9 protein-coding genes and 1 riboswitch are annotated in these 14,893 nt (G+C 48.2%); of the genes, 6 read left to right on the top strand and 3 right to left on the bottom strand.

The annotated features are described in order from the left end of the window. Positions 1–31: 31 nt before the first annotated feature. Both ACFS7Z_RS21330 and ACFS7Z_RS21325 read right to left on the bottom strand, forming a co-directional pair. Positions 32–2,413, bottom strand: a complete 2,382-nt coding sequence (locus tag ACFS7Z_RS21330) for a ribonucleoside-diphosphate reductase subunit alpha (RefSeq protein WP_377489235.1) — start codon at positions 2,411–2,413, stop codon at positions 32–34. A 372-nt stretch (positions 2,414–2,785) separates the two neighbouring features. Next, positions 2,786–3,754, bottom strand: a complete 969-nt coding sequence (locus tag ACFS7Z_RS21325; RefSeq protein ID WP_377489232.1) for a ribonucleoside-diphosphate reductase small subunit — start codon at positions 3,752–3,754, stop codon at positions 2,786–2,788. A gap of 646 nt (positions 3,755–4,400) precedes the next feature. On the opposite strand from ACFS7Z_RS21325, the gene rplU reads away from it, so the two are divergent. From rplU to ACFS7Z_RS21295, 6 genes are all read left to right on the top strand, one after another. Beyond that, on the top strand, positions 4,401–4,712 hold the full coding sequence (gene rplU, locus ACFS7Z_RS21320) for a 50S ribosomal protein L21 (protein ID WP_377489229.1): 312 nt from the start codon (positions 4,401–4,403) through the stop codon (positions 4,710–4,712). Between the two features lie 70 nt (positions 4,713–4,782). Further along, entirely contained in the window at positions 4,783–5,055 is a 273-nt protein-coding gene (gene rpmA, locus ACFS7Z_RS21315; RefSeq protein ID WP_377489226.1) for a 50S ribosomal protein L27, read from the top strand. 146 nt (positions 5,056–5,201) lie between these two features. Next, a riboswitch (SAM riboswitch) is annotated at positions 5,202–5,307 on the top strand. Positions 5,308–5,381: 74 nt separating this feature from the next. After that, positions 5,382–9,092, top strand: a complete 3,711-nt coding sequence (gene metH / locus ACFS7Z_RS21310; protein WP_377489223.1) for a methionine synthase — start codon at positions 5,382–5,384, stop codon at positions 9,090–9,092. A gap of 280 nt (positions 9,093–9,372) precedes the next feature. Continuing rightward, on the top strand, positions 9,373–10,326 hold the full coding sequence (gene metF, locus ACFS7Z_RS21305) for a methylenetetrahydrofolate reductase [NAD(P)H] (protein WP_377489219.1): 954 nt from the start codon (positions 9,373–9,375) through the stop codon (positions 10,324–10,326). A gap of 516 nt (positions 10,327–10,842) precedes the next feature. Beyond that, the gene (locus tag ACFS7Z_RS21300) at positions 10,843–11,742 is read left to right on the top strand and encodes a hypothetical protein (RefSeq protein WP_377489216.1); all 900 of its coding nucleotides are present in this window, start codon (positions 10,843–10,845) and stop codon (positions 11,740–11,742) included. Between the two features lie 47 nt (positions 11,743–11,789). Further along, positions 11,790–13,379 (top strand): DUF5723 family protein, encoded by a 1,590-nt coding sequence (locus ACFS7Z_RS21295; RefSeq protein WP_377489213.1) that lies wholly within the window; start codon positions 11,790–11,792, stop codon positions 13,377–13,379. 213 nt (positions 13,380–13,592) lie between these two features. On the opposite strand, the gene hemW is transcribed toward ACFS7Z_RS21295, so the two are convergent. Next, positions 13,593–14,720, bottom strand: coding sequence for a radical SAM family heme chaperone HemW (hemW, locus tag ACFS7Z_RS21290; RefSeq protein WP_377489210.1), 1,128 nt, complete (start codon positions 14,718–14,720; stop codon positions 13,593–13,595). Between the last annotated feature and the right edge of the window lie 173 nt (positions 14,721–14,893).

The raw sequence follows: 14,893 nt of genomic DNA, 5'->3' as shown, positions 1-14,893 counted from the left end.
TTTACTTAATTTCTCTATGATACTATTACTCTTACGATCCGCAAGCTTCGCAAGCGTCTGGGTTGTCAAGTGAGCAGCTCATGTCGCTGCGGTTTTGGTCTTGCTGGCTGTAAACCGGCGACAGCGTTTCGGCTGCCTGTTTCTCCACCGTGAATTTGATGGCGTCTACAGCGGCCTTGGTGCGCAGGTAGTACATACCTGTTTTCAGACCCTGCTTCCACGCATGGAAGTGCATCGAGGTCAGTTTACCGAAGTTTACGTTCATCACGTGCAGGTTAAGCGACTGGCTCTGGCAGATGTAGGCACCACGGTCGGCACTCATATCGATGATGGTACGCTGGCTGATCTCCCAAACCGTCTTATACAGGTCTTTGATGTTCTGGGGGATGTTTGGAATATCCTGCACAGAACCGTTGGCCGCGATGATTTCGTTCTTCATCTTATCGTTCCAGATACCCAGCGCGATCAGGTCCTTGAGCAGGTGCTTGTTCACCACCATAAACTCACCAGATAGTACGCGGCGCAGGTAAATATTAGAAGTATAAGGCTCAAACGATTCGTTGTTACCTAAAATCTGTGCAGTAGAAGCCGTAGGCATTGGTGCCACCAGCAGCGAGTTACGCACACCGTGCTCCTTTACTTCCTGGCGCAGTTCTTCCCAATCCCAACGGCCAGATGATGGCGTCACGCCCCACAGATCGAACTGGAACTTGCCTTCAGACAGTGGAGAACCTTTGAAGGTCTCGTACGCCCCCTGCTTCTTCGCCAGGTCCTTAGAAGCCGTCATGGCTGCAAAGTAGATGGTCTCGAAGATATCTTTGTTCAGCCCTTTCGCCTCATCGCTCTCGAACGGCATGCGCAGGTGAATGAATGTATCCGCCATACCCTGCACACCTAAACCGATCGGGCGGTGGCGCAGGTTCGAGTTACGTGCCTCCGGTACCGGGTAATAGTTGATGTCGATGACCTTGTTCAGGTTCTTCGTTACATGGTACGTTACATCAAACAGCTTCTGGTGGTCGAACGTTTTGTGGCCGTTCTCCTCCTTCACGAAGCGTGGCAGGGCCAGCGACGCCAGGTTACAAACAGCTATCTCATCCGCGGCTGTGTACTCCATAATCTCGGTGCACAGGTTGGAGCTCTTAATAGTACCTAGGTTCTGCTGGTTGCTCTTGCTGTTTGCCGCATCTTTGTACAGCATATAAGGAGTACCAGTCTCTACCTGCGACTCCAGAACAGCAAACCACAGTTCCTGTGCTTTCACTGTTTTGCGGGCACGGCCCTCACGCTCGTACTTCTCGTACAGGCGCTCAAAGTCCTTACCCCAGCAATCAGCCAGCCCAGGTGCCTCATGCGGGCAGAACAGGCTCCAGTCGCCGTTCTCTTCCACACGCTTCATGAACAGGTCTGGTGTCCAGAGGGCATAGAACAGGTCACGGGCACGGTTTTCTTCTTTACCATGGTTCTTCTTCAATTCCAGGAAGTCGAAGATATCAGCGTGCCATGGCTCCAGGTAAATAGCGAAGGCACCTTTGCGCTTGCCACCACCCTGGTCCACGTAGCGGGCTGTGTCGTTAAACACCTTCAGCATCGGGATGATACCGTTGGACGTACCGTTCGTGCCTTTTATGTAAGAACCTGTTGCACGCACGTTGTGGATGCTCAGGCCGATACCACCGGCGCTTTGCGAGATCTGCGCGCACTGCTTCAGCGTATCATAGATGCCTGGTATGCTGTCGTCTTTCATTGTCAGCAGGAAGCACGAAGATAGCTGCGGCTTTGGCGTAGCGGCGTTGAATAATGTTGGCGTGGCGTGGGTAAACCACTTCTCAGACATGAGGTTATAAGTCTCAATGGCAGATTCGATGTCCTCCTTGTGGATACCCACGGCGACACGCATCAACATATGTTGCGGGCGCTCTACAATCTTGCCGTCCAGGCGAAGCAGGTAAGAGCGCTCCAAAGTCTTATATCCAAAGAAATCGTAGTTATAATCGCGGTCGTAGATGATGGTAGAATCGAGCAGGGCTGCGTTCTTACGCACAATCTCATACACGTCCTTGGCAATCAGCGAAGCGTTTTCCCCAGTCTTTGGGTCTTCGTAAGTATACAGGCGCTTCATGGTATTGGAGAATGACTTGCTGGTAACCTTGTGCAGGTTAGAGATAGCAATACGTGCTGCAAGCACCGCGTAGTCCGGATGCTTCGTTGTGAGGGATGCCGCTGTTTCGGCAGCAAGGTTGTCCAGCTCCACGGTGGTCACACCGTCGTAAATGCCGTCAATTACCTTTTTGGCTACCTCAATCGGCGACACATAATCCATGTGCAGGCCGTAGCACAGCTTTTCAATGCGTGCCGTAATCTTATCGAATTTAACAGATTCGCGTCTGCCGTCTCGTTTAACTACTAACATAGGCGTTATACAATTAGCGGGTTCTAAAGGCCCGGGTTATTAATGAATAGGTACAGATATATATGATAAAGCGCTGCCGTTGCAGCTGCCGGTTCTAATAAGATGCGGTACTTTATCAGCCCATACGCATATAGCGATATAAGCCGTTGCAGTACAAACGATTATGAGTTAAGCCAAATGCTTTTTCTATATAGCAGGGTCGAGATACCCTGTTAGATGGCGGCAATGCCATCCAGAACCCGGTTGGGATTGCCACTGCAGTGCGCGCCTGCGGTCTGTTCCTGCAACCGATGTTGTGTAAGCGTAAGATAAGGAGGGGAAAGAAGCACTTTCCCCCTTTGGCTCCTCAATATAATAAGGTTTTTCTATATACTAAAAGTCCTCGTCCAGCGAGAATACTTTTTTGTCTTTGTCGCCGCCAACACCTGCTTTCTGGTACTCTGCCACACGCTTTTCAAAGAAGTTCGTCTTACCCTGCAGCGAGATCATCTCCATAAAGTCGAATGGGTTAGCAGAATTGTAAAGCTTGCTGCAACCCAGTTCTCCTAAGAGGCGGTCGGCCACAAACTCAATGTACTGGCTCATCAGCTTCGAGTTCATACCAATCAGATCCACCGGCAGCGCATCTGTTACAAACTCCTGCTCAATAGCCACGGCATCGCGAATAATTTCGTGCACGCGCTCTTCCGGCAGCTTGTTGTTCAGCATACTATATAAGAGGCAGGCAAAGTCGCAGTGCAATCCTTCGTCACGGCTGATCAGCTCGTTGGAGAAGGTCAGGCCTGGCATCAGGCCACGCTTCTTCAGCCAGAAGATAGAGCAGAAAGAGCCGGAAAAGAAAATACCCTCCACAGCGGCAAAGGCAATCAGACGCTCAGCAAAGTTCTCACTCTCGATCCACTTCAGCGCCCACTCCCCTTTTCTACCAACTGCCGGCACTGTCTCCAGCGCGTTGAACAGGTGGTCTTTCTCACTCTGCTTCTTTACATAGGTATCGATAAGGAGCGAATACGTTTCAGAGTGGATGTTCTCCATCATGATCTGGAAGCCATAGAAGCAACGCGCCTCCGGTATCTGCACCTCGTTCATGAAGTTTACGGCCAAGTTCTCATTCACAATGCCGTCTGAGGCTGCGAAGAAAGCCAGTACGTGGCTGATGAAGTGGCGCTCGCCATCGTTCAGGTTTTCCCAGTCTTTCAGGTCCTGGCCCAGATCGATTTCTTCGGCTGTCCAGAAGCTGGCTTCTGCCTGCTTATACATCTGCCACACCTTATCATTCTGAATCGGAAACAAGACGAAGCGGTTTGGATTCTCTTTCAGTATTGGCTCCATATCATGCATAATTTTTAAAGTTTAAAGAATTAGTTTTAGAACGTTTGCTCTAAAAACTCCTTGTATCTGTATTTGTTCATCGGCTGGTGAGGCTGCTGAGCCAACTACATCAGGAGTTCAAATATATAGAATTGAACTTGAAAGTTGGGGCGAAAGTTGTTCAATTTATGCACACCCTCTCAGATGGTGCTTAGGGGCATATTCAGGGGTTAATACACATAGTTATCCACACCGTGGATAACACACATAGTATAGCTAAAATATTGAGATGTATGTATATAACAGCTGTTACAGGGCCATTCTTGAACCATAAAGGCTACAAAAACAGCTTTTTAGACCCCCGGCTGTTTATACGTGTTAATAAGAAAGCAAAAGCAGTTAATTTATGTCAGAAGCAGAAGTAATACACCTTATTTTTAGTGCAATTTGTGGAAAACGCAAAAGTTGACAAACCTGCACAATCCACTACAAAACAGCACCTTGTGCAGGTTTTTAACAAGCTGCCAAAACTTACACGGAGATGTCAACAGCGTTATCCACAAATTTACTGTTGCCAAGGTGCAGCGCAAAAACAAATTGTAGCACAAGCCATTGCAAATTTAAAATAAGACCCGTACCTTTGCGGACTAAATCTTTTAAACATACATTGAAGCTGATGTACGCAATTGTAGAAATCGCAGGTCAACAGACCAAAGTAGAGAGCGGCAAGTTCATCTACGCTAACAAGCTTTCCGGCAATGAGGGTGACGCCGTTGAGTTCACCAATGTTCTTCTTACTGATGATAACGGCACTGTTACTTTAGGTGCACCTTTCGTTAGCGGTGTTAAGGTAACAGGTAAAATCCTTACCCCGATGGTGAAAGGCGACAAAGTAATCGTTTTCAAAAAGAAGAGAAGAAAAGGATACCGCAAGAAGAATGGCCACCGCCAGCAATTCACGAAGGTCCTGATCGAGAGCATTGGTTAAGCAGTAAGAAGAAATTTATTTTAAAATCTTTTCAGGCTTAGCTCGCTAACCTGAAGTAAAGTAAAAAGACATGGCACACAAAAAAGGAGCAGGTAGTTCTAATAACGGCCGCGAGTCGCATTCTAAACGACTTGGTGTTAAAATTTACGGTGGCCAGAACATCATCGCTGGTAACATCATTGTAAGACAAAGAGGTACTGCACACCACCCAAGCACAAACGTGGGTATTGGCAAAGACCACACACTGTTCGCGCTGACTGACGGCGTGGTGCAGTTCAGAAAAGGAAAGAAGAATCGTTCTTACGTTTCTGTAGTTCCTAAAACAACAGAAGCTGAGGCATAAGCATCACTGCAAGCTGCTTACTAAAGCAGTACCGATTTGAGAAAGGGTTGCCATACGGTAACCCTTTCTTTTTACCCACAACCAACTGCAGACTTATTTTAAGCAATATATTTCGTTTTTATACATATATATGCTTAACTTGCAGCTTCTTATCAAGAAAGACCGAGGGATAGGGCCCCATGACGTCTTAGCAACCTTGTAAAAGCTTGGTGCTAACTCCCTTCCTGCGTACATGCCAGGAAAAGATAAGGAATGTACTCCTCCCCAGGTGTCTTTCTTGATAAGCCGAATAATGAAGACTTACGAGAAGATAGAAGACACCGAAAATGACAAAACACCCCATTCATAGTTTGCTGAAAGAGCGTGTGCTCGTGCTGGATGGCGCGATGGGCACCATGATTCAGCGTTACCAGCTTTCAGAAGCAGATTTTCGTGGCGAGCGCTTCAAAGATCATCCCAGCGACCTGAAAGGCAATAACGACCTGCTTTCCATCACCCGCCCGGACATTATCAAGGCCATACACGTTGAATACCTGAACGCCGGCGCCGACATTGTGGAAACCAACACCTTCAGCGGCACCCGCATTGCCATGGCCGATTACCACATGGAGGACTTGGTGTATGAACTGAACTATGAATCGGCAAGGCTGGCCCGTGAGGCAGCAGACGAGGTAACAGCCCAGAACCCGGATAAGCAGCGTTTTGTAGCAGGTGCCATTGGCCCGACCAACCGAACGGCTTCTCTCTCTCCGGATGTAAACAACCCTGGCTACCGCGCTATCACTTTCGACCAGTTGGTGGAAGCATACTATGAGCAGGTGCGCGGTCTGGTAGATGGTGGCTGCGATGTGCTGTTGATAGAAACGGTGTTTGATACGCTAAACTGCAAGGCTGCCCTTTTTGCCGCCGAGCAATTCGTGCAGGATGGCGGCAAAAAACTGCCCATCATGGTATCCGGCACTATCACGGATGCCAGTGGCCGTACGTTGTCTGGCCAGACGGTAGAGGCTTTCTGGAATTCCATCTCCCATGCCCCTATTATCAGCATTGGTTTTAACTGTGCCCTCGGCGCACGCCAGCTGAAAACACACATCCAGGAGCTGTCCCGTATTGCGGATGTGCACATCAGTGCCTACCCAAATGCCGGCCTGCCAAATGCCTTTGGTGGCTACGATGAGACGGCAGACGAGATGGGTGCCATTGTAGAGGAGTACCTGAAAGAGGGCCTGATAAATATATTGGGTGGCTGCTGCGGCACCACACCGGATCACATCCGCCGCATTGCGGAACTTTCTGCCAAACACAAACCACGTGTAGTTCCTGTACTGCCTCCTTACTCGCGCTTCAGCGGACTAGAGCCACTCACCATCACACCAGAATCCCTGTTTGTGAATGTGGGGGAGCGCACGAATGTGACGGGTTCCAAGAAATTTGCCCGCCTGATTGTAAACGGCGAGTTTGAAGAGGCCCTGTCGGTAGCGCAGCAGCAGGTAGAAGGTGGCGCGCAGATCATCGACGTGAACATGGACGAAGGCATGCTGGACTCTGAGGAGGCCATGACCAACTTCCTGCACCTGATTGCCTCCGAGCCGGATATCTCTAAGCTGCCGATCATGATCGACTCGTCTAAGTGGACGGTGCTGGAGGCAGGCCTGAAGTGCGTGCAGGGCAAATCTATCGTCAACTCTATCTCCTTGAAAGAAGGGGAGGAAAACTTTAAGGCGCAGGCCCGCAAAGTTCGCCAGTATGGTGCCGCTGCCGTAGTGATGGCGTTTGACGAGGAAGGCCAGGCCGATACTTTAGAGCGAAGAATCGAAATATGTGGACGTGCCTACCGCATCCTGACAGAGGAAGTAGGCTTCCCGCCACAGGACATCATTTTCGACCCGAATGTATTAGCCATTGCCACCGGTATAGAAGAGCATAATAACTATGCAGTAGAGTACCTGGAGTCGGTGAAATGGATAAAGGCTAACCTGCCGCACGCTTTGATAAGTGGTGGGGTGAGCAACCTGTCGTTCTCGTTCCGCGGCAACGACCTGGTGCGTGAGGCCATGCACACCGTGTTCCTGTACTATGCGGTGCAGGCTGGTATGGACATGGGTATTGTGAACGCGGGTATGATGGGCGTGTACGATGAGATTCCAAAAGACCTGCGCGACCTGATTGAGGATGTGATCTTTAACCGCCACCCGGATGCCACTGAGAAACTGGTAAACTATGCCGATACAGTAAAAGGCAAAGGCAAAACAGCCGCAGGAGCAGATACTGCCTGGCGCGATGCCCTTGTGGAGGAGCGTCTAAAGCATGCCCTGGTAAAAGGCATTGTAGAGTTTATAGAAGAAGACACCGAAGAAGCCCGCCAGAAAGCCACCAGAACGCTTGATGTAATTGAAGGACCGTTGATGGCGGGTATGACAGTGGTTGGTGACTTATTTGGAGCAGGTAAGATGTTCCTGCCTCAGGTAGTGAAAAGTGCCCGCGTGATGAAAAAGTCTGTGGCTTACCTGCTGCCTTTTATGGAGAAGGAAAAGCTGGCATCCGATACATCCAAATCAACGGCAGGCACCATTTTGATGGCTACTGTGAAAGGAGATGTACATGACATCGGCAAGAACATTGTGGGTGTAGTGCTGGCCTGTAACAACTATGAGGTGATTGACCTCGGTGTGATGGTGTCGCTGGACAAGATTTTATCAGAGGCCGAGGCACAAAAGGTAGACATCATCGGCCTGAGTGGTCTGATTACGCCTTCGCTGGATGAGATGGTGTATGTAGCGCAGGAAATGGAGCGAAGAGGCATGAAAATTCCGCTGTTGATTGGTGGCGCTACGACTTCCAGGGTACACACAGCCGTAAAAATTGCGCCGCAATACAGTGGGCCGGTGGTGCACGTGCACGATGCCTCCCGCAGTGTAACGGTAGTGGGTAGCCTGCTGGGCAGCAACAAGGCAGAATATATAGCCGAAATCAGAGCCGAGTATCAGCAACTGCGTGAAGACCATCTGAGTCGCACCAAAGACCGCGCTTTTGCCTCTATTGAAGAAGCACGTGCCAACAAGTTCAAGGTAGACTGGGAGGCCACACAACCAACTAAACCAAGCTTCCTTGGCAACAAGGCATTTAATAATTACCCGCTTTCCGAAATTGTGCCTTACATCGACTGGACGCCGTTCTTCCATACCTGGGAGCTGAAGCGGCAGTATCCGAAGATCTTGGATGATGCGGAATACGGAACAGAGGCGCGTAAACTGTTTGCTGATGCACAGCAACTGCTGCAGCAGATTGTAGATGAGAAACTTTTAGAAGCGCGTGCGGTGGTAGGTTTCTACCCTGCCAACGTGGAAGCCGATGATACCATAGAAGTGTATACCGATGATTCACGTGAAAACGTGCTGACAGAATTCCACACGCTGCGGCAGCAAGGCAAGAAAGGCGGTAACGTGCCGAATATGGCTTTCTCAGATTTTGTAGCGCCGAAGGAGACAGGCATACAGGATTATATAGGAGGCTTTGTGGTATCTACTGGTTTTGGTATCGAAAAGCTGATCGAGAAGTACGAGGCAGATCATAATGATTACCTTTCTATCATGGTAAAAGCACTGGCCGACCGTTTAGCAGAAGCCTTTGCCGAACTGATGCACGCCAAAGTCCGCAAGGAACTGTGGGGCTACGCACCGCAGGAAACGCTGGACAATGATGCGCTGATAAAAGAGCAGTACCAGGGTATTCGCCCGGCACCAGGTTACCCTGGCTGCCCGGACCACACTGAGAAAATCACGCTGTTTAACCTGCTGAAGGCTGAGGAGCAAACAGGCGTTATCCTGACAGAGAACCTGGCTATGTACCCGACAGCAGCGGTAAGCGGCCTGTACTTCTCGCATCCGGAGTCGCGCTACTTTGGCTTAGGCAGGATAGGCGAAGACCAGGTAGCCGACATTGCGCGCCGCAAAGGCATGACGCTGGAGGAACTGGAGCGCTGGCTCTCGCCTAACCTGAACTACGAGCCGCAGCCACTGGCGCAGCAGGTAGTGTAAATAACCTCTCCCCGGCCCTCTCCTAAAAACAGGAGAGGGGGCTCTATAAGGATATGTAAAATATCATGTATTTATTGTTACCACTCACTGCAACACAGTCAAGAACAATCCTTGGCTGCCTTGTAGTGGTAAAACAGAACTCCCTCTCCTGTTTATAGGAGAGGGTTGGGGAGAGGTAAAATTCCCCGCCTTAGACAAGGAGGGGTTAGGGGTGGTTGGACCCGGCATAGCAAATAAGCCAGCCATTTAACAATTAAGAAAAGTAGCACCCGAAACATAGATGAAAGTAACGGAACACTTCCAGAACGCTGACAAAACACAGTTTACATTCGAAATACTGCCTCCTCTGAAGGGAGAAAACCTGCAGACGCTCTACGAGCACATCGACCCGCTAATGGAATTTAAGCCGCCGTTTATCGACGTGACCTACCACCGGGAGGAGTACGTGTATAAGCAGCGTGACAACGGGTTGCTGGAGAAAATAAGCACACGTAAGCGCCCGGGTACAGTAGGTATATGTGCCGCTCTCCAGAGCCATTACAAAGTTGATACGGTACCGCACCTTATCTGCGGAGGTTTTAACAAAGAAGAGACAGAGAATGCGCTCATCGACCTGCACTTCCTAGGCATACACAATGTGCTGGTGCTGCGTGGCGACTGCGTGAAAACTGAATCAAGATTTGTGCCGGAGCCGGGCGGCCACAGTTATGCAACAGAACTACTGCAGCAGGTAGTGGGCATGAACAACGGGTGCTATCTCGACGACGAGCAAATCAACACGAACGGAACAGACTTCTGCATCGGTGTAGCCGGCTACCCGGAGAAGCACTCCGATGCGCCAAACCTAAAGGCTGACCTGCGCTGGCTAAAGAAGAAAGTAGAGATGGGAGCAGACTATGTGGTTACGCAGATGTTCTTCGATAACCAGAAGTACTTTGACTTCGTGAACCTGTGCCGCTCGGAAGGCATTAATGTGCCAATTATACCAGGCCTTAAACCACTCACAACAAAATCCCAGCTCACCATTCTGCCGGGCATTTTCCATATCGACATTCCCTGCGACCTGGCTGACGCCGTAGAGGCTTGCGCCGACAACAAGGCTGCTGCGCAGGTAGGTGTAGAATGGGCGATTCAGCAGTCAAAGGAACTGATGGAATTTGGTGTGCCGTGCCTGCATTATTACTCTATGGGTAAGTCCGGCTCCGTGCGCAAGGTAGCAGAGGCGCTGTTTTAGAAAGACCAGCACAAATATTTAGAAGCCACGGCCATTCAGGTCGTGGCTTTTTTGTTTCTGTGGCCGGCGAGGCTTCGCTATGATTATATTAGGATGAATTGTGCTTGGATGAGAGCTTTTTCAGTACTGGTAAAACTAAAGTAAGTTTCCCTTTCGTGTTATAGCTACTGCTATAATAAAAGGTAGCACACAGCTACACCTACGTCTCCTGTCCTGTCAAAAGCATTAACAATTCTATACTTGCCCCTGCTCCATAACAGAAGCTCTACTTCCTGCTTAGTTCAATTTGTACTTGCCACTGAACACAAGTAGTGAACACCTTGCACAGGGCTCAATCGAGCCAAATAGAAAACCTACAAGAAAAAAATACCCAGAAGTAGGTATTGGATAAGAACAACAAAAAGATAAAATTTGAAGAATGAATTAAACCCTGTCAAGATCAAAATTCCATCAGTGGAAGCTTGGCGACCTTAAAAACGAAATTTATCGACTCCTTCTAATCTTTACCTTTTATTTATGAATGTACACCTCTACCCGTTCAAGCATTATCTGTTTCATTTATCACCACAGTTTAAACTTTATCGAACTATTCAAATAAAACAGTCCTTCCTGTTCTTTGTGCTTTTCTTTCTGTCATTCCTGCTCACTTCCTGCGAGAAAGGCATATTTGATGCTCCTCAACCCGATTCTGAGTCGAGTGCAAATTGCCTTGAAACCAGACAGTATGATTATGAGGGAGCAGCTATAGAAAGAATTTATAAAGGCAATAGAATTACTAAGCTAGAATTTTCAAGAAATGATACGCTTAGGAATTATTATGATTTCACCTATGACAGTAATGGTCGTATTGCACTAAGCCAGTATGTTAATGCGCTAAATGTTAATGCTAAGTATCTGTCCGAAGTTATCACTTATAATGATGAAGGTAAATGGAGCGAGTCTACCTTTACCTATTCTAATGGTGACGTAGTAACCCGTTCTGTTGAATATGACAACCAGGGCCAAATTCATAAAATTATTAACTCTTCAAATAAGTCTGGCAGCACCACAGTCAATTCCACGACTACTTATACCTGGGAAGAAGGCAATATCACCAAGGTTTCTTATACTTCTCCTACGTCGCAGCGAGAAATAGAATATGAATATGACCTGGAGTTGGAAAACAAGCGGCAAAAGGCACAGGAGAAGCTTGCCTTCTATTATTATAACTCAATTGAACTTCCTCACAGCAAAAACATGCTCAGGCAGAGGTCCTACAGTTCTACTCAGCAGGGCACTACCACCAAGTCATCAAGTGAGTATCAATATGAACTGGATGCGCAAGGTTATCCTGTTAGAATCGAACGTTCTACCACTTACCCAGGCTACCCCTACCCTTTCGATGATACTACTTTTTTTGAATATGAGTGTAATTAAGCGGTACGCCTTATTTTAATTTACAATACTAATATATCCCTGACTATATGTATAGACGTTTACTCTTCACTCTGATTCTTCTACTGGCAGCCTTCCATATACAGGCACAGCATCTGCTTGGATTTGCTGGCAGCAATTACGCAGGCACTAATTCAGTCTTTCTTAACCCCTCGTCCATTGCTGACTCACGACAAGGGTTTTACATGAACTTATTTGCTGCTAATGCTACGTTCGCAAATACCTACTACTATTACGACGGTCCAAGCATTCAAATGGGAGATATATTATCTGGAATTGGAGATCCCGAAAGTTTACTTAGAAGCGACGGCTTGTTCGACAGGTCTCGTATTGAGGAGCGACTTGATGGCAAACCAAAGATGGCATACTTGGGCTACGACTTGCGGTTACCCTCTTTCATGCTCAAGCTAAGCCCCCGGCACAGCATAGCCCTTACTACTCGGTTTAGAAGAAATGTACAAGCTAATAATGTTTCTGAGGATATTGCCCGGGTAATTGGTCTTGGTACTTCCAGTTCTGCTCTTCAGAATACTCCTTTCATTGGTAGCGAAGCTTATTTCAATGCCAATGCCTTCACAGAAATAGGACTTACCTACGCTCTGGTCCTACACTCACAAGAAGAACATTTCATAAAAGGCGGCTTCACCGTAAAGAAGCTGGCAGGTCATTACTCCGCTCATCTGTTGGCTTCTAATATTGATTACCAACTAGCTCAAAATCAGGAGGGCGAATCTTACATGCAGGTACAACAGGGAAATGCGAGCTTTGGCTTCTCTAGGAACGATTATCAAGTCACAAGGAACGAAATACTTGACGCAATCATTAAACGCAACTCTCCTGGCTCCGGCTGGGGTATGGACATTGGTTTTACCTATGAGTATCGGCCCAGGTATGCTGATTATCAATACACTATAGACGAAAAGGAACGGACAGATCATGGCGAGAACAAGTATAGATACCGTATTGGTGTTGCACTGCTGGACATGGGCTCCATTACCTATAAAGATCCACAGCAGGTGCGCTCCTATGATATTACCCGCGAAAACCTGTATTTGGACAGCTACTTGTTCGAAGGTGTTGACTCTGAAAATTTAGGGCCAACGCTGGAAGAGGCCTTACAGGTGCAGTCAAGTGAGCGGAAAACAGAGATCATATCAGGATTACCAACCGCCCTGTACCTTAACTTTGATTACCGTATTACCCGTAACCTGTTCGTAAACACAGCTGTGCTTCATAACTTACGTGGCAAAGATGCCGTGGCCATGCACCAGCCTTCAGCACTGGCAGTAGCTCCTCGTCTTGAAGGTAAGCGGCTGGAACTAGCTATGCCAGTATACCTGACCAACAACTATAAAGACTTAAATTTTGGGGCGATGTTGCGATTAGGGGCATTAGTAGTGGGTTCTAATAATTTGGCTTCCATGTTGCCAAGCAATAAAGCAGTTGGTCCAGATCTTTACATGGGTTTTGGAATCAGCATTGGCACTGGTGGGCAAAGGGCGAAAATTGAAGAAAAGGCTCGGAAAAAAGCAAATAAGGAGCAACGTAAAGCGGAGAGGAACAAAGCAACTACTACAACACCTGCTACAACTGTACCGGATTCGCTACAGAAGCAGTAGCCAAATCAGCAGCTATAGGGGATATACTAATTGCAGGAACTGCAGCTAGCTTGCAGCTACGATCAGCTACTATACCTATAAAAAAGGCTTCTATACTTCAGAGGGTTTCCTTTAAACCCAATCATATAACGGAGTGGACCACCGTCTGCACCTTATAAAACAGCAGGTAAGAAATCATCTTACCTGCTGTTTTTTTATACTCAGAAGTTGCTGCTACTCCACAAACAGCTCCAGCGTAATCTGGTCGGCCAGCAGTTTTCCTTTGTCAGTCAGATAAAGTACTTCCTCCTCTATTCTAGCCAGTTCGTTCTCCTGTAGTTCCTGCAGATAGCTGGCGTAGCTCGATCTGAAATCATACCCATAGTCCTTGCTGATTTTTCTGAGGTCGCAGCCCCAGATAGTGCGGAGGCTGGTAAGCAGGTAATCATTGGCCTGATCTGCTAAAGAGAGTGTCTCCAACTCAAAAGGTACCTGACCCTGCGCAATGGCATCGACATATTTTTTGTTATGCGACACATTATACTGCCGGGAGATGCCGTTAAACGAGTGCGCACTGGGACCTACACCGAGATAATGCACACCGCGCCAGTAGTTGCTGTTGTGCTTCGACTCATGGCCAGGCAGGCTAAAGTTGGAGATTTCATACTGTATATAGCCGTGCCTGTTCATCTGCTGGAGCAGAATTTCAAACTGCTGGGCCGTGTACTCATCTTCCGAAGGTTTGAACTTGCCTTTTTTGCTCCAGCGGCCAAAGGCGGTATCAGGTTCTATGGTAAGGCCATAGCAGGACACATGGGGCACCTTCAGCGAGAACAGTGTTTCCAGGTCACGGTGCCAGATGCTGTGGTCCGGAGCCGGAACACCATAAATCAAATCTACGGTGATGTTGTCGAAGCCTACCGCCTGGGCATCTTTCACACATTGAAGGCTCTCGGTGGCACTGTGGGCACGGTTCATCATGCGCAGGTGCGGTTCATGAAACGACTGCAACCCAATGCTCAGGCGGTTGACTCCTGCCGCGTGCAACTCCTGCAGCTTTGCCGGTGTCAGGTCATCGGGGTTCGCCTCCAGCGTTATTTCAGCATCCTCCGAAACTATAAACAACTGCTTTATTGTTGCCAACAACAGTTGGAGTTCCTGCTGGTTAAGCAGCGAAGGAGTGCCGCCGCCAAAGTAGATGGTGTGCACCGGTTGCCCCTGCAGGTAATTCTGCCGTAGTTCCAGTTCGCGTGCAATGGCTTGCACAGTCTGCTCCTTTAGCCCCATCGAGGTGCTGAAGTGGAAGTCACAGTAATGGCAGGCCTGCTTGCAAAACGGGATGTGAAGGTATATTCCGGACAAAGTTTGATTGTTAGATTGTTGAATGGTTAAATTGCTGTATTGTTCAAGGGGTTTTTAGCTTTGAGAAAGGTCCAGCAGGTGTCTTCTGCAGCATCAACAGGCATTTATCAGGTACACATAAGCGCACAATAGTTTAACCATCTAACAATCCAGCCATTTAACAGTTCAAACTG

Origin of the sequence: Pontibacter toksunensis (assembly GCF_042686245.1) — a bacterium.
Lineage (GTDB): Bacteria > Bacteroidota > Bacteroidia > Cytophagales > Hymenobacteraceae > Pontibacter > Pontibacter toksunensis.
Note: the sequence above shows the minus strand (reverse complement) of the source record. Positions and strands in the feature narration are given on the sequence as shown.